Genomic DNA, 20,578 nt, shown 5'->3' with positions numbered 1-20,578 from the left:
TTCAGAGTGGTCAAGCAAGCCCTGCTCCCCAATTCCTTATGCTAGAAGCCCTTCAAACTCATCTGTATGAGCTAGAGCAGTTTGCCAATCATCTAGTCTCAAACCAGCTCACCCATTTATCTCTGACTAGCGTCGGCGTGATTTTTGCTGCCGGGTTGCTCACGAGTCTGACACCCTGCACGTTATCGATGTTGCCGATCACGATCGGATACATTGGCGGCTATGAAACTAAGAGCCGAATGCAAGCGGCTGCACAATCCATCTGGTTTTCATTAGGGCTGGCAACGACGCTCGCAGGGTTGGGAATTTTTGCAACCGTAGTCGGTCAAGTCTATGGGCAGATTGGAATTGGGCTGCCGATCGTGGTCAGTTTCGTCGCCATCATCATGGGCTTAAATCTCTTAGAAGCCTTGCCCTTAAAGTTGCCTGCGTGGGGCGGCACAGATTGGATTTCGCAAGATTTGCCTGCTGGGGTTCGCTCTTATCTGATCGGGCTAACCTTTGGATTGGTTGCGTCTCCGTGTAGCACTCCCGTTTTAGCGACTTTACTAACGTGGATTTCGACCACTAAAGATCCATTGGTGGGAGGAACTTTGCTGCTGTGCTATACCGCCGGATATGTGGCTCCTCTAGTGTTAGCTGGAACGTTCACCGCTTCAATTAAAAAACTGTTAGAACTGCGGCGCTGGTCGGGTTGGATTAATCCCGTTAGCGGTAGTTTGCTCGTGGGATTCGGTGTATTTTCTTTGCTCTCCAGAATTAACTTTTTTAATTAAACATGACGACAGATCGTGCGTTTTTGACGAAACTATCCGGTTTGGGATCGGCTCCCAAACGCTATTTTAAAAAAGAACTATTGCCGCTGTTGGCAGACTTGCGATTGGCGATCGTGTTGCTGTTAGCGATCGCCGTGTTTAGCATCACGGGCACCGTCATCGAGCAAGGGCAACCGTTAGCGTTTTATCAGGCAAACTACCCCGAACATCCCGCCCTGTTTGGGTTTCTCACCTGGAAGGTTTTGCTGACGGCTGGATTTGATCATGTCTATCGCACCTGGTGGTATTTGGCGCTGCTGATTTTATTTGGCTCTAGTCTAACCGCGTGTACATTTGTGCGACAGTTGCCTGCGCTGCGATGGTTTACGCGCAACACTAGCAAGTTTTACACGCAGCCGCGACAATTTCAGAAATTTGCATTGAGCGCTGAGTTTGATTCTGCCTCACTAGAGAAAGCCGTTTCTCTATTAGAAAAACGCCGATATCGGGTGTTTCGCAGTGGTGATACGATCTACGCTCGTAAAGGCATTATTGGACGGATTGGCCCGATCGTCGTTCACGTCAGCATGATGCTAATTTTGATCGGTGGCATGGTGGGTGCAATGACTGGTTTCATTGCTCAAGAAGTCGCTCCGAGTGGGTCAACTTTTCTGATTAACAATATTGTCGATGCCGGCCCGTGGGCAGAACCCCAATTCCCGAAAGATTGGGCAGTCAAAGTCAATCGCTTTTGGATTGATTATTTGCCAACGGGCGAAATTGACCAGTTTTATTCTGACTTATCAGTCTTAGATAACGACGGTAAAGAGGTCGATCGTAAGACCATTCACGTCAACGAACCTCTTAAACACAAGGGCGTGACGCTCTATCAGGCAGATTGGTCGATCGCGGCGGTGCAAGTCAAACTCAACAAAAGCCCAGTCTTGCAGTTTCCGATGGCAAAACTAGATGCAGTCGGCAGTCGAGTTTGGGGCACCTGGGTTCCGCTCAAGCCTGATTTGAGTGATGGGGTATCTCTGATTGCGAGAGACTTACAAGGACTGCTGCTCATCTATGACACCGATGGCAAGCTGATTTCGACCGTTCGTAAAGGAATGTCGGTGCAAGTTAAAGGCGTAACGTTGGCGATCGCTGACATCATCGGCAGCACTGGGCTACAAATCAAAGCTGATCCGGGGATTCCGATCGTTTATCTAGGCTTTGGCTTGCTGATGATCAGCACCATGATGAGCTATGTGTCTCACTCCCAAATTTGGGCATTGCAAAAGGACGGTAAGTTCTACATTGGCGGCAACACAAACCGTGCTCAAGTTACTTTTGAACGCGAGTTTTTAGAACTGTTAGATCAGATTGGGGAGCGAGAGAATGTCTTAGACACAAGCACTCAGTTAGCTGAAGTTTAGGCAGATTGTTGGATTGTTTAGACTACTGGCACGATCGATTATTCCTATTTTTCATAATTCTTTCATTCTTTGCCACTTTATGATAGATTTCAAAAAGTGAAAGAATTATGAAAAATAACTATGAAGCATAAATTCGGTCTTAATCAAGGCTCAATTTCCTTAAGACGCTTGCAGGCTGGTCTGTTTACTCTTTTGTTGGGGGCGTGGTTAAGTGGGTGCGCCCAGACTACTCCGTCTCAGACTCAGCAAAATCAAGCCCCTGCTGCCTCTGCTCAAAACGATAAAAAGGTCATTCTCACCACATTTACGGTGCTGGCAGATATGGCGCAAAACGTGGCAGGTGACAAGGCGATCGTCGAATCCATCACTAAACCGGGGGCTGAAATTCACGGCTATGAAATCACGCCTAGTGACCTAGAACGAGGGCAAAGGGCTGATCTAATTTTAGAAAACGGCTTGAACCTGGAACGCTGGGCAACCCGGTTCTACAACAGTCTGCCCAACGTTTCTCATGTCACCTTGAGTGAAGGATTCCAACCCGTCAACATTGGCGAAGATGCTTATCAAGGCAAGCCCAATCCCCACGCTTGGATGTCGCCTAAAAATGCTTTGATCTACGTCGAAAATATTCGCAAAGCACTGGTAAACCTCGATCCGGCTAACGCGACAACCTATGACGCAAATGCCAAAACTTACAGTCAGCAGATTCGGTCGATCGACGAAAAACTGAACCAAGCTATCTCAACTATTCCTTCCGATAAACGCTACATCGTCAGTTGTGAAGGTGCATTCTCCTACATTGCTCGCGACTATGGCTTAAAGGAGGTTTATATTTGGGCAGTCAATGCCGAACAGCTAGCCACGCCGAAAAAGGTGGAAAAGGTAATCAATACGGTGAGGGCAAACCAGATTCCGGCTGTGTTTTGCGAAAGCACGGTCAGCAATGAGGCACAGCTTCAAGTGGCAAAAGAAACAGGTGCAAAATTTGCAGGCGTGTTCTATGTCGATTCTCTCTCTCCGACCGACGGTCCTGCAGCAACCTATCTCAAACTTTTGGAATACAACATCAACACCTTGATCAAGGGCTTGCAAAGTAAGTAGAGGAAACCTATGGAGCAGATTAGCATTGATATCGAAAATGTGACGGTCGCCTATCACGGTAAAGTGGCGTTGCATAGTGCCTCACTGCAACTCAAAGCCGGAACTATTTGCGGACTGGTGGGGATGAATGGCGCAGGAAAATCTACGCTGTTTAAAGCAGTGATGGGCTTTGTTAAACCTGCCAGCGGCAGAGTGCTGATTAATGGGCTACCGATTCGTCAGGTACAAAAACAAAATCTGGTGGCTTATGTGCCCCAATCGGAAGAAGTGGACTGGAATTTTCCGGTCAGCGTCCACGATGTCGTGATGATGGGACGCTACGGCTACATGAATTTGCTGCGAATTCCTCGATCGCCCGACAAGCGTGCCGTGCGAGACAGTTTAGAACGAGTCGAAATGTGGCAGATGCACGATCGCCAAATTGGTGAGCTATCCGGCGGCCAAAAGAAACGCACCTTTTTTGCCCGAGCATTGGCGCAACAAAGCACCGTTTTGCTGCTAGATGAGCCGTTTGCAGGAGTTGACATCAAAACCGAGAAGATGATGATTAACCTGCTGATGGAACTGCGACAGGCGGGTTATACAGTTTTAATTTCTACCCATGATCTTGCTTCTGTCACCACCTTCTGCGATCAGGTTGTGTTGATTAACCGCACGATTCTGGCTTATGGCAAGACTTCAGAGGTGTTTACAGAAGAAAATCTTTCCCGCACCTTTGGCGGTTCAGTTGGCGATTTCGGATTTGCCAAAAGTCGGTCAACTCAGCGTAGTCAGGAGGAGCAAGAATGGACTTGATTCAGTGGTTTGCCGCACCCTTGCAGCACGAGTTTATGGTCAAGGCAATTCTCGTCAGTGCTTTGGTGGGGTTAGTCTGCTCTGCCCTATCTTGCTACATGACCTTGAAGGGATGGGCGCTGATGGGCGATGCCGTCTCCCACGCGGTGCTGCCAGGAGTGGTGATTGCTTATGTGCTGAATATTCCCTTTGCGATCGGGGCGTTTGTGTTTGGTGTGGGTTCTGTAATCGCGATCGGGTTTATCAAATCCAAAACTCGCGTTAAAGAAGATACGGTGATTGGATTGGTGTTTACTGGCTTTTTTGCGTTGGGTATTGTGCTGATTTCCAAAATCACCAGCACAGTCGATTTGAGCCACATTTTGTTTGGCAATGTCTTAGGAATTTCGGATTCTGACATTATCCAAACGATCGTCATTAGTGTGATCACCCTAGTGACGCTGGCGATTTTACGCAAAGATTTAGTTTTATTTTGCTTTGACTCGACTCATGCCCAATCGATCGGGATCAATATTGTTTTTCTCTACTATGTTCTGCTGTCTTTGCTGTCGCTGACTGCGGTTGCTGGGCTGCAAACCGTTGGCATTATTTTAGTCGTTGCTATGTTGGTCACGCCGGGGGCAACCGCGTATTTGTTAAGCGATCGCTTTGACCACATGGTGCTGATTGCGATGGCTTCCGGCGTATTTTCTAGCGTCATGGGCACCTACATCAGCTACCACATTGATGGCTCAACAGGCGGATGTATTGTAGTGCTGCAAACGCTGCTGTTTGTGGTTGCGATGATTTTTGCACCTAAACATGGCTTATTGGTTAGAGCTAAAAATTCATAGGCAGTCAGTGAATAAGTCACAACTCAACGATCGCGTAGTAGATTCATGTCTTATCGAGTTGCTCTTCTCGTCTGCGCGATCGCCCTCCTGCCAATAGGTTATGCAGTACGATTTTCGCAGGGTGGGGCGGAATGGCTACACGACATCGGCGGCAGTCTCACCTACCAGATCTTTTGGATTTTGCTGGTGATGGGTTGCTATCCCAAAGCGTCTGTGATGCGGGTGGCGATCGCCGTTTTCCTCACATCCTGCGCGATCGAGTTTCTTCAGCTTTGGAAGCCACCATTTCTGCAAGCCATTCGCGCCACCCTACCCGGAAGATTGGTTTTGGGCAACACCTTTGGCTGGTCAGACTTCCCCCCTTATTTTGTGGGCAGCTTTTTAGGCTGGGCTGGGGTGAAAACGTTACGCCGATTGACACGCCGAACTTAAATTACGCTTCACCCTTTTTGTGGTTCACTTCAACGACTGTATGCACGTTCCCACGAGGTGTATAGTCGGCTCTGACATTGATTTCTAACGGATCGCAAGCGGCAACCAAATCATCCAAAATCTGGTTAGCAGACTCTTCGTGAGAGATGTAGCGATCGCGGTAGCTGTTGATATAGAGCTTAATGGCTTTTAGCTCAACTACCCGCTGATCGGGCACATAGGTGACATAGATCGTCCCAAAGTCAGGGTAGCCAGAAAACGGACATTTGCAGGTAAATTCTGGCAGCGTAATGGCGATCGTATAGCGCCGTCCGGGTCGCGGATTGGGGAAGGTAATCAGTCCACCTTCTTCGATGATGCGTTCGCCATATTTAACGCCTGGAGCCGACGAAGTTTCTTGCGTTTGAGGATGAGTCATAGAGGTGGATTGGCGATCGTGGATTCAGTCAGTATTGACCATTCTAAAACTGATTGATTGTAGCAATTCTGTTTGCGATCTTGTCGCGATCGAAGCACGAACACACAAGCGGTTTTTGAATTTCTGAGTCATCTTCCACCTGATCGAGAGAAATCTGTCGCGATCGGGTGATTTTTGCCAAATTTCTTGACTATTTTTGCTTCAATTGCCTAAATTACAGCTATTCTGTGGCATAGTTTTCCAGATTCTGCTGACTGTTTGACTGTGGTGATGCAAATTTATGACTTCTAACGTGAACCCTCAACCCTCTGCGCGGACTGCTAAAGCATCCGGGCAACCTGTCTCATCTGCAAGTGCTTATTCTCCGTCTGTGCCCATTTCTCTCTACCGCGAGGTGACCGCCGAGCTTCAGGCTTCAAGATCAACTGTAGAAGCACTCAAAGCGCAAAACCAGCAGTTAGCCAAGCAAAATAATTATCTGCGGCAAGAGGTTGAGAAGGCCGCCTTGACGACTCTACATCTTCGTCAAGTCGTGAGCAATTTGCCGCCCGTGAATATGGATTTGCCTCAAATCCCTCGTGTAGAGGTGATGCCCGACCTAGAGGCTAGATTTAGCGCTCCTCCAGCAGTAGCGCGTCCGCCTGCACCTCCTCTACCCAAGCAATACCTAGTAGAGTCAAACGAGTCGCCCTTGTTGTCAGATCATCTAGTCTTTGAGCAAGAAAGCCAGCCTCGTCGCAAAATTCAGGCTGACAAACGTCCGACTGAGTTAAACGGTTGGTTGTTAGGGCTAATTATTGTGACGATCGTCATCACAGCTTTTGGTACGGGCTTTTTAATTGTGCGCCCCCTCTTGCCGTCTGGGAATAAATAGGCAAGTCTGAAAGCACGTTACAAGCTGCCACAAATGTTGATAAAACGATAGCTAGACTCAATAGACGTGCAATAGTTCGTCAAAAAATCGAGTCGCGATCGTGGGAGACTCTAGGGTATATCTGCACAAGGCATGACTTCAACCTCAAAGGGTAGTCGTCGTTACAAACCGCTTCTGGCTAACGGTGATAGAAGAGTCATGCTGATAGATTGATAGATACAGACAAATTGAGAAGGAGTGTAAGCGCTTGAAGAAGGTTGAGGCTATCATCCGCCCGTTCAAACTTGATGAAGTCAAGATTGCATTAGTCAATGCTGGCATTGTGGGCATGACGGTTTCTGAAGTCCGGGGTTTTGGACGACAGAAGGGGCAAACTGAGCGCTATCGCGGCTCAGAATACACAGTTGAGTTTTTGCAGAAGCTCAAGGTCGAAATCGTAGTCGAAGATGAACAGGTTGATATGGTGGTTGAAAAAATCATTGTTGCTGCCCGCACTGGGGAAATTGGGGATGGCAAAATCTTTATTACTCCCGTTGACCAAGTAATTCGGATTCGGACTGGGGAAAAGAATTTGGAAGCCGTCTAACTTTCCAAAATTCCTTAGAAGTCACTCTTTGAAATTCACCTTTCCAGACTTGATTAGGCAACTCCAACATTGGGGTTGTCTCTTTTTTAGTGACAGCCATTTCAAAAACAATTGCGGCGAAGGAACTCATCGAACTGACGTTAATTTAATTCACAGTTCTAAATGGGTAGTCGATCGATGTCCTTATTCGCCCCAATCACCACGATCGCTGAACCCTTGCGAAGAATGGTGATCGGGTCAGGATTGATCACAAACTTGCCATCTTGACTAAACGCCAGCATATTTAGCCCATAGCGAGCGCGCAGTTTTATTTCGGCGATCGTGCGATTATCAAATTCTTCGGGCACGATCACCTCGACAATGCTGTTTTCGGGGTCGAGTTCAAAGCGTTCTAGAATGCCGGGTTTGGTCAGCGATCGCGCCAGGTTATAGCCCGCGTCGTGTTCGGGAAACACCACATGATCAGCCCCCACTTTTTTGAGCAGCTTTTCATGAATCTCTGAAGAGGCTTTGGCAATCACATGACGAACGCCGCCCTCTTTGACATTGAGTGTCGTAATAATGCTTTCTTGAACATAGTTTCCGATCGCCACAATCACAGTGTCTTGCTCAAGAATTCCGGCTTCTTTAAGGGCAGCGGGTTGGGTTGAGTCAAGCTGTCGCGAATGGGCAACGATGCGATCGCTTAAAGCCTGATCGACTCGCTCCATGTCAGAATCAACCCCTAAAACGTCATATCCCTGACCGTGCAGCGTCGAACAAACCGCGCGACCAAAGCGCCCCAAGCCAATCACCGCAAATTGCTTGTTTTTATGATCAGCCCGAAGCCCATGAAAGAATTTAAGTGCAGATAGATTCACAGTTCTATTAGTAAGGGATTTGAAATAAAGAGTGACCCTGTTATCCTTTAAAGTATCTAACGAGTTGAGCATGCAGCTTAACCCACCAGCAAATTTTCTTCGGGATAATTGACAAAACTGGGCTTTGGGTCGCCTAGAAGCGCACCGACTAGCAGCAAAATTCCCACACGACCGACATACATGGTTCCAATTAAGACAATCTGTCCGAGGGACGAGATGTTGGGCGTTCCGACTGCGGATAGACCAACCGTTGCAAAGGCAGACACCACTTCAAACAAGATATTAATAAAATCAAGCTCTGGATCGGTGAGAGTAATCAAGATTGTTCCGCCGATCACCGTCATAGCAGAACCTACCAAAACGCCTACCGCCTTTAAAATCAGAGGTACCGGAATCTGGCGGTGATAGCACAGCACTTCATCTTTGCCTTGCAAGACGGCTTTGGTGCTGCTAATCAAGACCCGGAACGTCGTTGTTTTGATGCCGCCACCCGTTCCCCCCGGATTTGCGCCAATAAACATTAGCGCGATCGTAATAAATAACCCTGCGTTGGTCATTTTGCTGATGTCGATCGTATTAAACCCTGCCGTTCGTGGCACCACCGACTGAAACCAGGCTGCCATGATTTGATCGCCCCAGCCCAAAGCACCCAGCGTTTGCACATTACGAGATTCGGTTGCGAGAAATGCGAGTGTGCCGATCGCTAATAAGACTAGTGTGGTGCTCAACGCAATCTTAAAGTTGAGTGTGAAAAAAGATCTTTTATCAGAGTTTGAGACGCGATCGCGCCCCCAAAAAAACATCTCCATGATCACTTGATAGCCAATTCCGCCAAAGATGATCAGCAGCGTAATTACGCCATTCATCAAGGGAGATTTAGCATACTGAATTAAATTATCGGAGAACAAGCTAAATCCAGCGTTATTAAAGGCATTAACGCTGTGAAAAATTGAGAGCCACAGCCCTTGGTTAAACCCAAATTGAGGCACAAAGATCAGCATTAACAAAAAGACCCCTGTGAGTTCAAAAATCAGGGTAGTGGCGATAATCGATCGGATCAACATCGCTAACCCCGATAACCCTGGGATGTCTAAAGACTGTTGAATGGCAACTTTATCTCTGAGTCCCAACCGCCTGCCGAGCAGCAGCAGCAGCACTGTCGTTGCTGTCATATAGCCGAGTCCGCCAACTTGCACCAGCAGCACGATTAAGAACTGCCCCCAAAATGAGTAGAATTTGCCGACATCGACGACCGACAGCCCGGTCACACAAACTGCTGAGGTCGAGGTAAACAAAGCAACCACTGGGTTGCTCCAAGCGCCACTGGCGAGAGAGAACGGCATCATCAATAGCAGCGTTCCCGTGGTAATGACGGCGAGAAATCCGAGGCAAATGGTGCGGGAGACAGTCATGAAGGAGTTTGGGATGTGGAGGCAAATTTAGTGTACCTTGCGAACCTCCTTCAGAGACTCATCAAATCGTCGTCGATAAGGTAGGCTGTTTTCTAGCCTTTTAATGAGTTTCTGGCATGACTTCGACCCTCTATCAACAAATTCAGCAGTTTTATGATGCCTCTTCTAGTCTGTGGGAGCAGGTTTGGGGAGAACACATGCACCACGGTTATTATGGGACAGACGGTCGAGACCCCAAAGAACGCAGACAAGCACAGATTGACCTCATTGAAGAACTGTTGCGCTGGGCAAACGTCACCCAGGCTGACAATATTCTGGATGTTGGTTGTGGCATTGGCGGTAGTTCGCTTTATTTAGCCGAGAAATTTGGTGCTAAAGCAACGGGGATTACGTTGAGTCCTGTTCAAGCTAATCGAGCGATCGAGCGGGCCCAATCCGCCAGACTCAACGCTCACTTTCAAGTTGCGAATGCGTTAGAAATGCCCTTCGCTGATGATTCTTTTGATTTGGTGTGGTCGTTAGAAAGTGGCGAACACATGCCCGACAAGGCGAAGTTTTTGCAAGAGTGTCACCGAGTTCTCAAACCAGGTGGCACCTTTATTTTTGCAACGTGGTGTCATCGAGAGATCGATCGCCAACCGCTCACCGCCGACGAGCAAAAGCACTTAGAAGACATTTATCGAGTTTATTGCCTGCCTTATGTGATTTCGCTGCCAGAGTATGAGCAGATTGCTCGTAAAGTGGGTTTCAAAGATCTGCGATCGGCAGATTGGTCAACCGCCGTTGCACCTTTTTGGAACGTCGTCATTGACTCAGCCTTTACGCCAGCCGCCTTTTTTGGACTGTTGACATCGGGCTGGACGACTATTCAGGCAGCCCTGTCGTTGGGACTCATGAGTCGAGGCTACGATCGCGGGCTAATTAAATTTGGGTTAGTCTGTGCTACAAAGTAACCTGAAAGCCGCAGCGAAATGAACAGACTCCTGTTGTTGATCAATCGACTTGCGCGTCGCGATCGTCGATCTCAAAAACCAAATATCTATCTCAAAATCGTTGACGTTTTACTCGCTCTTGTTGGCGTTTTAGTCAGCATCGCGTTGATTAGTTCGATTCTGATTGTGCTACTGATAGTGATTTTTCGCTTCGATCTTTCAACTCCAACTGATGCCACTTGGCTTTATCAACATCAAGAGTCTGAGACTAAAGTGACTGGAGATCAGCAGATTGGAGGCGGATATCTTTTTGTGTTTGACGGTCAAGATGTGTGGTTAAGATTTCGAGTCAAAGAAGACTCAGTGCCAACTAAACCACGGCTTTTTGAGGTGTGCAAACCAAACCAGTTTGCAAAAATTAGACAATGGTTTCTAGAAAACGTTCGCGAACGTTCTGGTTTTTTATCGTCTTTAAACCCGTGGACAAGACTATCTGAAGTCGATTTACAAAGCTTGAATGACTTGAATAATTTGCGCTGCTTTGAGCTAGGAAAGATAGACAATAAGTTCGGACAAATTCCTTCAAATGCAGGCTGGTGGATGCTCTACAATTCAAAGACAAGGCTGCTTTATCTAAGATATACAGAATATGACTAAAGGCTGATAATTTAGCGATCGCTCACTATATAAATCTATTCATAAATTCAAACATTATTATGAGCCGAACTTCTCCAAAATCGTCCGTTTCTTTTGTCTCAAACCCAGTTCAAAGATACGCTCCTGGGCTTTATGCTTTCTGGAAATTCTCTCGCCCCCATACGATCATCGGCACTTCTTGCAGCGTTTTGGGCATGTATTTTATCGCTGCCGCTAATCAGCCCTTTGTCTTTGAGCCTTTCTCCTGGTTTCTGCCTCTGCTGGCGTGTCTCTGTGGGAATGTTTACATCGTCGGACTTAATCAGCTAGAAGATGTTGAGATCGATCGCATCAACAAGCCGCATTTACCACTGGCTTCTGGAGAATTTTCTCGCACTCAAGGAGTCGCGATCGTCACCATTACAGGCATTTTGGCGATCCTCCTTGCCGCCTTACAAGGGCAGTATCTATTAGGAATGGTGGGGTTGAGTTTGGCGATCGGCACGGCCTATTCACTGCCGCCGATTCGTCTCAAGCGGTTTCCCTTTTGGGCATCGCTGTGCATTTTTAGCGTTCGGGGCGCGATCGTCAATCTTGGATTATTTTTGCACTTTAATCATGGATTTCCGATTCCGCCCAAAGTGTGGGCACTGACGCTATTTGTATTGGTGTTTACGTTCGCGATCGCAATCTTTAAAGATATTCCTGACATGGAGGGCGATCGTCAATATAATATCAGCACTTTTACATTAAGAGTCGGTCAGAAAGCCGTGTTCGATCTCTCTCGGTGGGTCTTGACCGCGTGCTATTTAGGAATGGTGGCGGCTGCATTTTGGTTGCCGTCAGTGAATGCACCTTTTCTGATCGTGAGTCATCTTTTGTTGGTCAGTGCCCTATGGTTACGGAGTCAAAAAGTTGACCTACACGAGCCGCGAGAAGTGGCAAAGTTTTATCAATTTATTTGGAAAATGTTCTTTCTGGAATATTTGATTTTTGCGATCGCCTGTCTTTTGCACTGAGTCGAACTTAGCGGAAAATTCAACGATAGTAGAGTTATCTCTCGTCTCTCAGCGCTATGGTCATCCTAGTAGGCAAAGTTTATCTAGTCGGGTCAGGGCCTGGAACCGTTGATTATCTAACTGTCAAAGGTTATCGGCTTTTAACTCAGGCAGAAGTGCTCGTTTATGATGCCTTAGTCGATATCGATTTATTAACACTCGCCCCCGATCACTGCTTAAAGCTCAACGTGGGCAAACGGGGCGGCAAGCCTAGCATGAAGCAAGACCAAATCGATCGCCTCCTGGTCAACCAGTGTCAGCAAGGCAAACAAGTTATTCGGCTCAAAAGTGGAGATCCGTTTATTTTTGGGCGATCGACCTCCGAGATTCAAGCGCTCAACGCCGCAGGATGTTTATTTGAGGTAGTTCCGGGCATCTCCTCAGCGCTGGCGGCTCCTCTGCTGGCGGGCATTCCGCTCACGGATCTTGTCCTGAGTCGCTGCTTCACGGTTCTTAGCGCTCACGAACCCGATCGCTTAGACTGGCAGACTTTAGCCCAAATCGACACGCTGGTGATTTTGATGGGCGGACAGCACCTGCCCGTGATCGTTCAGCAATTGCAGAAACAAGGACGATCGCCGCAAACTCCGATCGCGGTCATTCGGTGGGCAGGGCACCCTCAGCAGCAGATTTGGGTGAGCACATTGGCACAAATTCTGTCACACACCACAAACCATTCGCTGTCGCCCTGTGTGATCGTGATTGGCGAGGTTGTGGGGTTACATTCATTTTTGTCGCCCACTTCTAACCCAACTCACGATCGCTAACATTGCCCATCTCCCGCGACCGTTTAACAGAGAGATGCGATCGGTTCCGGTCTATTCTAGTCTTTTACCCGTTATTCGCTGTGCTTACCCTTCCTCTCTCTCTCAAAACGATTCTCGTCACCCGATCGGCTGGGCAGTCTAGCCAGTTCACCAAACTACTTCAACAGCAAGGCGCAAATGTAGTTGAAATGCCTACTCTAGAGATTACGCCGCCGTCTGATTGGCAAGAGCTAGACAACGCGATCGCGCGGCTCAACGAGTTTGATTGGCTAATTCTCACGTCTGGCAACGCCGTTGAATATTTCTTTGAGCGTTTAGCTTCACGGTTGCAAGATGTCAGAGGGCTATCTGCGATTAAAATTGCGGTAGTGGGTGAGAAAACAGCATTTATTCTCAAGCAGCGAGGGTTACAAGCAGATTTTATTCCACCCGCATTTGTGGCTGACTCAATGGTGGCGAATTTTCCGGAGCCTGTGAGTGGCAAAAAACTGCTGTTTCCCAGAGTGGAGACGGGGGGGCGAGAAGTGCTGATGAAAGAGTTTAGCGATCAAGGTGCAGAAGTGACTGAAGTTGCCGCTTATCAGTCAGGGTGTCCGGTGACGATCGACCCCGCAGCCTTAGCCGCTCTACAAAATCGTCAGGTCGATGTGATCACGTTTGCCAGTTCTAAAACAGTCAAATATTTTTGTCAACTCGTCGAAACCTCGCTGGGTGAAGCTTGGCAGACTTATCTAGAAAACGTTGGCATTGCCTCGATCGGACCTCAAACCTCAAAAACTTGCCAATCTCTACTTGGACGGGTTGACGTAGAAGCCGAGGAATATACCCTAGAAGGATTGACTCAAGCTGTGGTGAAATTTGCGAGTAGAGAGGTTGTCTAGCGATCGAACCGTACGTCTTTATAAATCTGAAGGCATTTAGTACTTTTGTACTAAACTATGGTATTCTGTTGGCACCCCAACCTGGTGCGGAGAGAATTTATGAGCGTCGAGCAAACCACACAACTCATTCAGCTAATTCTCAACTCAGTGCTGATGATTGTCGCCTGTGCTTTTATTTTGGCAGGCTTATTGCTGCGTCGCAGCGCCTTAGAATACCGCTTGCAAACCACCAGTTTGGAATATTGCCAAGTTTTGCATTTAGCCTATGAGTCTCAGGGCGATCGGCTCTTGCTGCTCAAAAAGCAACTTCGTCACCTTCAGCAGCAAGTCAAACTAGCGCAAAAGGGCACGATCTCGATTCACTACGCCTTTTTGGTGTTTGTTGCCAGCACGTTCACGTTATCGCTCAGGACGGTAGTTGATGCCACTTGGCTGATCACCACCGCTCTGGCGCTGTTTGTGGTCGGCATTGGCATTTTGCTGCTGAGTGTGACGCTGCTGTTGCTCGATTTACACAAGTCCGATCGTCCTTTTTGGCAAGAACTTAAAGGCATGATTGAATTGCGCCACGATCGGGCAGGGCAACGCTCGATACAGATTGCTCGATCGCGCAATCCTAAATTTACCAAAGATTTTCACACCCATTTAATTCGTGAACGTGACAGATCTGCATAAGCCTACGTTGGCGCAATCACCGTTGCCTTTTGACCCGATTCGTCTACGACAATCCATCCTGTTTTGGGGTCTAGATTCTCAGCACTAGTGTTGACCTTGAAGTAGACTTTTTCGCCTGTATTGGTTTCAACGGCAAAATCTGCGTTTTGAGCGTAAACCACTTTAAACCCCCGATCTTGTAAGCAAAACTTTGCCCAACTTTTAAGCGACTGACGATTGGGATCAAAGGGAATTGGCGGACGATCGAAGAGTGTTTGCATTACATTAACTAGCTGCATAGATTCAGTTTTGTAGAAACGTTAAAGCGCTTGACACCGAGGACAAAAATAGAGCCGCCGACCTGCATAGATTTCTTTGACGATCGCCGTACCGCACAAAAAACAAGGTTTCCCTTCACGACCAAAGACATAATGCCGATAGTCACTGCGTTTATATTTTTGCTCTTTAAGTTGGGCAACAATTTGCAAATCGTTGGTGATGCCTTTTGTCAGATAAGACTGGTGCGTCACCGATAAAACCGCTTGCGCCAAAGCATGAATCTGTCCAGTATCGCAGTCTAGGGGACGTAAAGACGGATGCACTTTTGCAACAAATAAGATTTCGCTGCGAAGATAGTTGCCCAATCCGCCTAAGAAATGCTGATCTAACAATAATGAGGTGAGTTGACGACGGTGAAAGCGTTTGTCAAGAAAGCGATCGACAATTTGCTCAACGGTAACAGCTTGATCCAACACATCCAACTCAACTCGACTGAGAAACGGATGGGTCGCCAACTCATGCTCATCTAACACCTGAATGTCAGATGCACTGTAGAGCAACGCCGATTTTTTTGAGTTGTGAATCGCTAATCTCAACTGTCGATTCGTAGTCGGATAAGACTGCAAGTTTCGCACATACCAGCGACCATAAAGCTGATTGTGACTATAAATATAAAGCGGAATCGTAAAGCAAATCACCATCGCTTTTCCGCGTGTTTTGACGGCGGTGACTTTCTCCCCAGTTAAAATGTCCTCAAACGATTTGAGCCGATCGAAGGCAAAGAAAATCTCGGTCACGGGTCGATCGACCAATGCCTTTGCTATCTCGTCAGCCGCTTGTCTAATTTCTGGGCCTTCAGGCATTGCGACGACCTAAAAAAGAAGTGTTGTAATAGAAGTATGTTAGAACTTCACTGCCACACAACCTATTCTGATGGCACTCTCACCCCGACTGAGCTAGTCAACGCCGCGATCGCTCGAAAAGTTCAGGCGTTAGCGATCACTGACCATGACACGATGGGCGGTTGGGATGAAGCGTTTGCCGCCGCGATCGACCAACTCGAAATTGTCCCTGGACTGGAACTCAGCACTGTTTGCAACGATCGATCGCTCCACATTTTGGGCTTTTACCCCGATCGTGATCTACTGTCCGCGCCATTGAATGAACGGCTAGAAGGACGCAAACGGCGATCGCAGAAGATTGTCGAAAAATTAGCCGATCTAGGCTACCCCGTTGAGTTGCCAGAAATGGGAGAAAGTATGGCTCCGGGTCGTCCTCATATTGCGACGGCAATGGTGCGGGCGGGCTATGTCGAATCATCGCGCGAGGCGTTCGATCGCTTTCTCGGTGACGATAAACCTGCCTATGTGCATTATGAAAAATTCGACAGCGAGGACGGCATAGAACTGCTGCGAGCGTGCAAGGCAGTTCCCGTGTGGGCACATCCTTGTCTGTTTCGGGGTGGCTATGTTGAAGAGATTTTGCCTCAACTCGTCGAGGCTGGGTTGATGGGCATTGAGGTCTTTCACCCTAGTCACACACTCAGACAGGTGGCGCGGCTCGAAGCCCTGTGTGAAGAGTATCAATTACTGATGACAGGCGGCAGTGACTATCACGGCCCCAATCTTGAAACCAAACGCGCTGATTACTCGTCTCTCAACAGTTTGCATCTTTCGCTAGACTTGCTGGAGCCGATTAAACAAGCTGCCAGTCAACAGAGAAGCCTAAAAGCCTGATGACGACTGAGTTTTGTCTTTATGAAAACTTTATGGATGCGATCGAGTTTCCTCCGGAAAGCTCACTGTTTTGTGAGGATAGAGGAATGGTAGATGCACCCTGATGATTCACCCCTGGCTTAGGTTGGGGGTTTTTTGTAGACAAGCTAAATACCCAACGTTGAGCTAGTTATCTGGGCAGTCTGTCATGTGCTTCTGGCTCAATGTCTGGGACTTGGGCTAAGGCTGCTTCATAGTTTGCCCGACTTCCCCGCTTGGCTCGCTCTTCTAGATAATCTACACCCATCAGCGCAGCCATTTTTTCTGCAATGGCGATCGCAACCCACTGATCAACCGAAATTCCTTGTCGCTGCGAAACTACTTGTAAGTCTTTATAAAGCGAATCTGACAATTGCACTTGCAGGCTACTCATAGCAAAGCTCCAATGCGGTGTAGAAAGAAAGCAGGTTCGGGAGCTTGTAACCCAAACCGCTTCACGTCGACAAAATCACGAAGGTTGTAGGTGATGATGTAATTACATTCTGCCTTAACTGCTAGTTCGAGAACCCTATCATCTTTAGGATCGGGAAGGTAAGGTCGCCACAAGAAGAAGATTTGATGGTGTTTAGCCACAGCGCAGTGAAAACCGAGCAGGTCGTTTGCTACCGTTTGATTAATCTGAAGTCTCTACAATCGATACAGTACCTCTTCGTATTCCAAAACTAATGGGACAGAGAGGTGTATGTCAAAAAGTCCCGTGTCTACAAGCGTAAGTAATCTGAAGGCACTTCCGCGTTTAGAGCGTAACCCAGAAACGATGACGTTCGTATCAATAACAATTTGCGGATTAGACATTAAGCCATAATAGGGGCGTTTAGCTTTTCGTTCTCTCAACAAAGCTTATACACGGCATCTATGTCTAATCTTTCGCTCTATCAGCTTGACCCATTAAATCGATTCAGCGATCGTGCCGCCAACTATGCCAACTATCGCCCCAGCTACCCGACTGAAGCGATCGATCAACTGCTTTTAGAATTGGGTGAACCGTCTCAATTAATTGCAGCCGATATCAGTGCGGGAACAGGCATTTCGTCTCGGTTGTTGGCAGATCGGGGGGTGAATGTGTGGGCGATCGAACCCAACGCCGCGATGAGTGCTGCCGCAGAAACGCATCCCAAAGTCAAATATCAACAGGCATCAGCAGAACAAACTGGCTTACCCGATCAGTCAGTAGACTTGGTGACGTGTTTTCAGTCGTTTCACTGGTTTGAGCCAGACTCGACACTCGCTGAGTTTCATCGGATTCTTAAGTCATCAGGACGGCTAGCGCTGGTGTGGAACAACCGAGACTTAAACGATTTGTTGACTCAAGAGGTGGGGGAAATTATGCGGAAAGCGTCCGATAAGCATCCTGCTCTCGATCGTCCAGAGGTTTTTCCTGAAAATCCCAATTTTATCAACGTGCAGGAATTCCGTTTTTTGTCTCAACAAGCCCTTGATCAAACAGGATTGATTGGCAACGCCAAGAGCCGATCGTATATTCCGCAAGCAGGAGCGGCTTATGAACAACTGCTCGTCGATCTCAATGATTTGTATGAGCGCTGGGTAGACGATCGTGGCTTTGTCTATTTGAAGTATCAAACCAAAGTTTTTTTAGCGAGTCCGCAAACTGTTTAATGAATAACGTCAGTTCGGGTTAATCATTGCCTGCCTAGCGATTGAACCTGGTCTCCTGTGCAGCCTGCGATAGTTTGATCGTCCAATGCCGAGCGTCTCGCCCCCTAAATCCCCCATGCTGGGGGACTTGGAATGGGCACAATTTCTTGAACGCGGTCGATCTTTCTGCTTCAAAGTCCCCCAAGTTTGGGGGATTTAGGGGGCGAAGGGAACTGAAACGGAGCAGTAACTTATCCCGAACTCAGGTTGAATACTAAAAACCGTTAGCAAGAAATTCTTACCAACGGCTCAATAAATGGGAGAAGGCTTGATTTGATCAGCCACCCGCGATCGCCGGAATAATGCTAACTTCATCGCCATCGTTAAGTGAAGTATTCACGCCATCTAAAAAGCGAATGTCTTCACTATTAACATAGAAATTAACGAATCGCCGTAGTTGTCCTTGTTCGTCACAAAGACGGGCTTTAATGCCGGGGCAACTTAGTTCGAGAGACTCTAGCAACTCTGCAACGCTAGTGCCACTGCAATCAACGGTTGCTTGATCATTGGTGAGTTTCTGCAATGGGGTGGGAATGAGAACTTTAACAGCCATGATGAAGGAAAAATGGTGAGTGATTAATGATTAGTGATGAACGATGAGCGGTCTTGAATACAGCCCTCATCATTGATCATTTTTAGACGAGAACTTGCTGCCACTCTAGACGATCGAGGGTTTTTGACCGCTCTAGGGCCCGCTCAAAGCTGTCGAGTTTTGGCTCGATCGTAAACGGTTCGCCGACGTAGCCTTGTACGGCTTCTTGAGTCTTGAGACCGTTACCTGTGATGTAGACAACTGTGACTTCTTCGGGATCAATCTTCCCGGCTTCGACCAGCTTTTTGAGAACGGCGATCGTCGTTCCGCCTGCGGTTTCAGTGAAGATGCCTTCGGTTTCGGCTAAGAGCTTAATGCCCTCAATGATTTCGGCATCGTTGACTGAGGTGATGGTGCCATTAGTCTTGCGGGCAATGTCGATCGCATATACGCCATCTGCGGGGTTGCCGATCGCGATCGATTTGGCGATCGTGTTGGGCTTCACGGGTGAGATAAAGTCACGTCCTTCTTCAAAGGCTTTGGCGATCGGAGAACAGCCTTCGGCTTGAGCACCGCTAAACCGCACAGGCTTCGCATCGACTAACCCAACTTCTACAAATTCTTGGAAGCCTTTATAAATCTTGGTGAATAGAGAACCCGACGCTAACGGCGCAACAATGTGATCGGGCAACTGCCATCCTAGTTGTTCCGCCACCTCGTAGCCCAGCGTCTTAGAGCCTTCTGAATAGTAGGGACGAAGGTTAATATTCACAAAGCCCCAGCCGTGGGTGTTGGCGACCTCAGAGCAAAGCCGATTCACCTGATCGTAATTGCCGTGAACAGACATCACCGTCGGATTGTAAATCAGAGTGCCCATCACTTTGCCTGCTTCGAGGTCAGAAGGAATGAACACACAGCAGTCTAGACCCGCATGAGCCGCGATCGCGGCTGTCGAGTTTGCCAAATTTCCAGTGCTGGCACAAGAAACAGTGGTAAAGCCTAGCTCTTGGGCGCGAGTCAATGCAACGGATACGACCCGATCCTTAAAGCTCAAAGTCGGCATATTCACCGCGTCGTTCTTGATGTAAAGCTTTTTGAGACCCAAGCGACGGGCTAAACGGTTAGATTGCACCAGAGGAGTCATGCCCGTGCCGACATCGATCGGGGTGTTAGTGGCAACTGGCAAAAACGGACGATAGCGCCAAATCGAGTTAGGGCCTGCCTGAATCGTTTCGCGGGTGACAGTGCGGCGCAAGAACTCATAGTCGTATTTCACTTCTAATGGGCCGAAGCAAAACTCACATACGTGACTCGCTTTCAGTTCATACTCTGCGCCACACTCTTTACACTTCAACGCTTCAAAGGCAGCAGTGGTAGAGTGAGTTTTGGGTTGAGTCGCCTGAGTCATATCTTGAAATCCTCTCGGTGCAAGCGTTCTAAAGGTTTAACGGCTGACGTTGCCTGATAGTAACATGGGCAAAAAATCGAGTCAAACAATCCCGACAGAAAAAGTCGGGATTAAATTCCACCGCTCACTGGCGGAATGAAGACCACTTCGTCTCCTGGCTGAAGAACAGTGTCAGGCTCGACAAATTGCAGGTTCACGCCAAATCGAGTCAGATCGCGCCATTGAGTCAGTTCAGGATGCTTGGCGATCAGCCGATCGCGCACGTCAGCCACAGTTGCCCCAGCCGGGAGTTCTAGCATTAACTCTGGAGTCCCGCAGGCTTCTTGATAAACCGCAAACAGTTTGACCACGATCGTGATGGAATCAGGCATGATTAAAAGCGTTCAACGATGAGCTATTTGCTCTCAGCTTACTTGCTGATCGTTTGGGGAGTAAAATCAGAATAAGACCGCTTCACTGCCGATCGTGGAGCTTTGCCCTCGACCGCCCATCCAGTTACTGATGTCTTTT

The 20,578-nt window shown here is 48.0% G+C and carries 25 protein-coding genes and 1 pseudogene; 16 read left to right on the top strand and 10 right to left on the bottom strand.

The genetic code is table 11. The annotated features are described in order from the left end of the window. Window positions 1–38 precede the first annotated feature (38 nt). The 6 genes from C7B65_RS16120 (at window position 39) to C7B65_RS16095 (ending at window position 5,340) form a co-directional block, all read left to right on the top strand. The gene (locus C7B65_RS16120; protein ID WP_073073203.1) at window positions 39–776 is read left to right on the top strand and encodes a cytochrome c biogenesis protein CcdA; all 738 of its coding nucleotides are present in this window, start codon (window positions 39–41) and stop codon (window positions 774–776) included. A 2-nt stretch (window positions 777–778) separates the two neighbouring features. Continuing rightward, window positions 779–2,179, top strand: coding sequence for a cytochrome c biogenesis protein (locus C7B65_RS16115; RefSeq protein WP_073073205.1), 1,401 nt, complete (start codon window positions 779–781; stop codon window positions 2,177–2,179). Between the two features lie 120 nt (window positions 2,180–2,299). Further along, window positions 2,300–3,280: a metal ABC transporter substrate-binding protein gene (locus C7B65_RS16110; protein ID WP_073073207.1), complete on the top strand. Its 981-nt coding sequence runs from the start codon at window positions 2,300–2,302 to the stop codon at window positions 3,278–3,280. A gap of 9 nt (window positions 3,281–3,289) precedes the next feature. Then, window positions 3,290–4,075 carry a metal ABC transporter ATP-binding protein gene (locus tag C7B65_RS16105; protein ID WP_073073208.1) on the top strand — a complete coding sequence of 262 codons (786 nt, stop codon included), beginning with the start codon at window positions 3,290–3,292 and terminating at the stop codon, window positions 4,073–4,075. Further along, window positions 4,066–4,908, top strand: a complete 843-nt coding sequence (locus C7B65_RS16100; protein ID WP_073073210.1) for a metal ABC transporter permease — start codon at window positions 4,066–4,068, stop codon at window positions 4,906–4,908. The genes C7B65_RS16105 and C7B65_RS16100 overlap by 10 nt, the downstream gene beginning before the upstream one ends. Window positions 4,909–4,953: 45 nt before the next feature. Continuing rightward, entirely contained in the window at window positions 4,954–5,340 is a 387-nt protein-coding gene (locus tag C7B65_RS16095; protein WP_073073212.1) for a ribosomal maturation YjgA family protein, read from the top strand. Between the two features lies 1 nt (window position 5,341). On the opposite strand, the gene queF is transcribed toward C7B65_RS16095, so the two are convergent. Then, window positions 5,342–5,758, bottom strand: coding sequence for a preQ(1) synthase (queF, locus tag C7B65_RS16090; protein WP_073073214.1), 417 nt, complete (start codon window positions 5,756–5,758; stop codon window positions 5,342–5,344). A 280-nt stretch (window positions 5,759–6,038) separates the two neighbouring features. Here queF and C7B65_RS16085 point away from each other — a divergent pair, with 280 nt between their 5' ends. After that, the gene (locus tag C7B65_RS16085; protein WP_073073215.1) at window positions 6,039–6,632 is read left to right on the top strand and encodes a hypothetical protein; all 594 of its coding nucleotides are present in this window, start codon (window positions 6,039–6,041) and stop codon (window positions 6,630–6,632) included. A gap of 247 nt (window positions 6,633–6,879) precedes the next feature. Then, the gene (locus tag C7B65_RS16080; protein WP_073073217.1) at window positions 6,880–7,218 is read left to right on the top strand and encodes a P-II family nitrogen regulator; all 339 of its coding nucleotides are present in this window, start codon (window positions 6,880–6,882) and stop codon (window positions 7,216–7,218) included. A 158-nt stretch (window positions 7,219–7,376) separates the two neighbouring features. Here the strand turns inward: C7B65_RS16080 and C7B65_RS16075 are convergent, their stop codons facing one another. Then, entirely contained in the window at window positions 7,377–8,078 is a 702-nt protein-coding gene (locus tag C7B65_RS16075) for a potassium channel family protein (RefSeq protein ID WP_073073219.1), read from the bottom strand. A 77-nt stretch (window positions 8,079–8,155) separates the two neighbouring features. Continuing rightward, complete coding sequence (locus tag C7B65_RS16070; RefSeq protein ID WP_073073221.1) at window positions 8,156–9,490, bottom strand: TrkH family potassium uptake protein; 1,335 nt, start codon at window positions 9,488–9,490, stop codon at window positions 8,156–8,158. Between the two features lie 116 nt (window positions 9,491–9,606). Between C7B65_RS16070 and C7B65_RS16065 the strand changes: the two genes are divergently transcribed. From C7B65_RS16065 to C7B65_RS16040, 6 genes are all read left to right on the top strand, one after another. After that, on the top strand, window positions 9,607–10,443 hold the full coding sequence (locus C7B65_RS16065) for a methyltransferase domain-containing protein (protein WP_073073223.1): 837 nt from the start codon (window positions 9,607–9,609) through the stop codon (window positions 10,441–10,443). A gap of 18 nt (window positions 10,444–10,461) precedes the next feature. Further along, window positions 10,462–11,079 (top strand): hypothetical protein, encoded by a 618-nt coding sequence (locus C7B65_RS16060; RefSeq protein ID WP_073073225.1) that lies wholly within the window; start codon window positions 10,462–10,464, stop codon window positions 11,077–11,079. 59 nt (window positions 11,080–11,138) lie between these two features. Continuing rightward, on the top strand, window positions 11,139–12,077 hold the full coding sequence (locus C7B65_RS16055; protein ID WP_073073227.1) for a homogentisate phytyltransferase: 939 nt from the start codon (window positions 11,139–11,141) through the stop codon (window positions 12,075–12,077). Between the two features lie 56 nt (window positions 12,078–12,133). Next, the gene (gene cobA, locus C7B65_RS16050; protein ID WP_073073229.1) at window positions 12,134–12,883 is read left to right on the top strand and encodes a uroporphyrinogen-III C-methyltransferase; all 750 of its coding nucleotides are present in this window, start codon (window positions 12,134–12,136) and stop codon (window positions 12,881–12,883) included. 80 nt (window positions 12,884–12,963) lie between these two features. After that, on the top strand, window positions 12,964–13,764 hold the full coding sequence (locus tag C7B65_RS16045) for a uroporphyrinogen-III synthase (protein ID WP_073073231.1): 801 nt from the start codon (window positions 12,964–12,966) through the stop codon (window positions 13,762–13,764). 57 nt (window positions 13,765–13,821) lie between these two features. After that, on the top strand, window positions 13,822–14,439 hold the full coding sequence (locus C7B65_RS16040; protein WP_143162069.1) for a DUF2721 domain-containing protein: 618 nt from the start codon (window positions 13,822–13,824) through the stop codon (window positions 14,437–14,439). 2 nt (window positions 14,440–14,441) lie between these two features. Here the strand turns inward: C7B65_RS16040 and C7B65_RS16035 are convergent, their stop codons facing one another. Then, complete coding sequence (locus C7B65_RS16035; protein ID WP_073073235.1) at window positions 14,442–14,717, bottom strand: hypothetical protein; 276 nt, start codon at window positions 14,715–14,717, stop codon at window positions 14,442–14,444. Window positions 14,718–14,738: 21 nt separating this feature from the next. Further along, entirely contained in the window at window positions 14,739–15,560 is an 822-nt protein-coding gene (gene nei, locus C7B65_RS16030; RefSeq protein ID WP_073073237.1) for an endonuclease VIII, read from the bottom strand. Between the two features lie 36 nt (window positions 15,561–15,596). Here nei and C7B65_RS16025 point away from each other — a divergent pair, with 36 nt between their 5' ends. Then, complete coding sequence (locus tag C7B65_RS16025) at window positions 15,597–16,433, top strand: PHP domain-containing protein (RefSeq protein WP_073073239.1); 837 nt, start codon at window positions 15,597–15,599, stop codon at window positions 16,431–16,433. 169 nt (window positions 16,434–16,602) lie between these two features. Here the strand turns inward: C7B65_RS16025 and C7B65_RS16020 are convergent, their stop codons facing one another. Together C7B65_RS16020 and C7B65_RS29635 are read right to left on the bottom strand one after the other, a co-directional pair. Then, window positions 16,603–16,845, bottom strand: coding sequence for a CopG family transcriptional regulator (locus tag C7B65_RS16020; protein WP_073073241.1), 243 nt, complete (start codon window positions 16,843–16,845; stop codon window positions 16,603–16,605). After that, window positions 16,842–17,267: pseudogene (locus C7B65_RS29635) on the bottom strand (putative toxin-antitoxin system toxin component, PIN family). Before C7B65_RS29635 ends, C7B65_RS16020 begins: the two are co-directional and overlap by 4 nt. Window positions 17,268–17,327: 60 nt before the next feature. Between C7B65_RS29635 and C7B65_RS16005 the strand changes: the two are divergent. Next, entirely contained in the window at window positions 17,328–18,089 is a 762-nt protein-coding gene (locus C7B65_RS16005) for a class I SAM-dependent methyltransferase (RefSeq protein WP_073073243.1), read from the top strand. Between the two features lie 316 nt (window positions 18,090–18,405). Here the strand turns inward: C7B65_RS16005 and C7B65_RS16000 are convergent, their stop codons facing one another. The 3 genes from C7B65_RS16000 to moaD all read right to left on the bottom strand — a co-directional run bounded on the left by C7B65_RS16000 (window position 18,406) and on the right by moaD (window position 20,439). Further along, window positions 18,406–18,681, bottom strand: coding sequence for a MoaD/ThiS family protein (locus C7B65_RS16000; RefSeq protein ID WP_073073245.1), 276 nt, complete (start codon window positions 18,679–18,681; stop codon window positions 18,406–18,408). Between the two features lie 82 nt (window positions 18,682–18,763). Further along, a complete protein-coding gene (gene thrC, locus C7B65_RS15995) occupies window positions 18,764–20,068 on the bottom strand; it encodes a threonine synthase (RefSeq protein WP_073073247.1) in 1,305 nt (434 codons plus the stop codon). 110 nt (window positions 20,069–20,178) lie between these two features. After that, on the bottom strand, window positions 20,179–20,439 hold the full coding sequence (gene moaD, locus C7B65_RS15990) for a molybdopterin converting factor subunit 1 (RefSeq protein ID WP_073073249.1): 261 nt from the start codon (window positions 20,437–20,439) through the stop codon (window positions 20,179–20,181). Between the last annotated feature and the right edge of the window lie 139 nt (window positions 20,440–20,578).

This window comes from Phormidesmis priestleyi ULC007 (assembly GCF_003003695.1).
GTDB classification, from domain to species: domain Bacteria; phylum Cyanobacteriota; class Cyanobacteriia; order Leptolyngbyales; family Leptolyngbyaceae; genus Phormidesmis_A; species Phormidesmis_A priestleyi_A.
Note: the sequence above shows the minus strand (reverse complement) of the source record. Positions and strands in the feature narration are given on the sequence as shown.

Excerpts from the sequence above, each read along its gene's own strand:
- C7B65_RS16120 (WP_073073203.1), top strand. The coding sequence starts at position 39 with ATGCTAGAAGCCCTTCAAACTCATCTGTATGAGCTAGAGCAGTTTGCC.
- C7B65_RS16115 (WP_073073205.1), top strand. The coding sequence starts at position 779 with ATGACGACAGATCGTGCGTTTTTGACGAAACTATCCGGTTTGGGATCG.
- C7B65_RS16110 (WP_073073207.1), top strand. The coding sequence starts at position 2,300 with ATGAAGCATAAATTCGGTCTTAATCAAGGCTCAATTTCCTTAAGACGC.
- C7B65_RS16105 (WP_073073208.1), top strand. The coding sequence starts at position 3,290 with ATGGAGCAGATTAGCATTGATATCGAAAATGTGACGGTCGCCTATCAC.
- C7B65_RS16100 (WP_073073210.1), top strand. The coding sequence starts at position 4,066 with ATGGACTTGATTCAGTGGTTTGCCGCACCCTTGCAGCACGAGTTTATG.
- C7B65_RS16095 (WP_073073212.1), top strand. The coding sequence starts at position 4,954 with ATGTCTTATCGAGTTGCTCTTCTCGTCTGCGCGATCGCCCTCCTGCCA.
- queF (WP_073073214.1), bottom strand. The coding sequence starts at position 5,758 with ATGACTCATCCTCAAACGCAAGAAACTTCGTCGGCTCCAGGCGTTAAA.
- C7B65_RS16085 (WP_073073215.1), top strand. The coding sequence starts at position 6,039 with ATGACTTCTAACGTGAACCCTCAACCCTCTGCGCGGACTGCTAAAGCA.
- C7B65_RS16070 (WP_073073221.1), bottom strand. The coding sequence starts at position 9,490 with ATGACTGTCTCCCGCACCATTTGCCTCGGATTTCTCGCCGTCATTACC.
- C7B65_RS16065 (WP_073073223.1), top strand. The coding sequence starts at position 9,607 with ATGACTTCGACCCTCTATCAACAAATTCAGCAGTTTTATGATGCCTCT.
- C7B65_RS16060 (WP_073073225.1), top strand. The coding sequence starts at position 10,462 with ATGAACAGACTCCTGTTGTTGATCAATCGACTTGCGCGTCGCGATCGT.
- C7B65_RS16055 (WP_073073227.1), top strand. The coding sequence starts at position 11,139 with ATGAGCCGAACTTCTCCAAAATCGTCCGTTTCTTTTGTCTCAAACCCA.
- cobA (WP_073073229.1), top strand. The coding sequence starts at position 12,134 with ATGGTCATCCTAGTAGGCAAAGTTTATCTAGTCGGGTCAGGGCCTGGA.
- C7B65_RS16040 (WP_143162069.1), top strand. The coding sequence starts at position 13,822 with ATGGTATTCTGTTGGCACCCCAACCTGGTGCGGAGAGAATTTATGAGC.
- C7B65_RS16035 (WP_073073235.1), bottom strand. The coding sequence starts at position 14,717 with ATGCAGCTAGTTAATGTAATGCAAACACTCTTCGATCGTCCGCCAATT.
- nei (WP_073073237.1), bottom strand. The coding sequence starts at position 15,560 with ATGCCTGAAGGCCCAGAAATTAGACAAGCGGCTGACGAGATAGCAAAG.
- C7B65_RS16025 (WP_073073239.1), top strand. The coding sequence starts at position 15,597 with ATGTTAGAACTTCACTGCCACACAACCTATTCTGATGGCACTCTCACC.
- C7B65_RS16020 (WP_073073241.1), bottom strand. The coding sequence starts at position 16,845 with ATGAGTAGCCTGCAAGTGCAATTGTCAGATTCGCTTTATAAAGACTTA.
- C7B65_RS16005 (WP_073073243.1), top strand. The coding sequence starts at position 17,328 with ATGTCTAATCTTTCGCTCTATCAGCTTGACCCATTAAATCGATTCAGC.
- C7B65_RS16000 (WP_073073245.1), bottom strand. The coding sequence starts at position 18,681 with ATGGCTGTTAAAGTTCTCATTCCCACCCCATTGCAGAAACTCACCAAT.
- thrC (WP_073073247.1), bottom strand. The coding sequence starts at position 20,068 with ATGACTCAGGCGACTCAACCCAAAACTCACTCTACCACTGCTGCCTTT.
- moaD (WP_073073249.1), bottom strand. The coding sequence starts at position 20,439 with ATGCCTGATTCCATCACGATCGTGGTCAAACTGTTTGCGGTTTATCAA.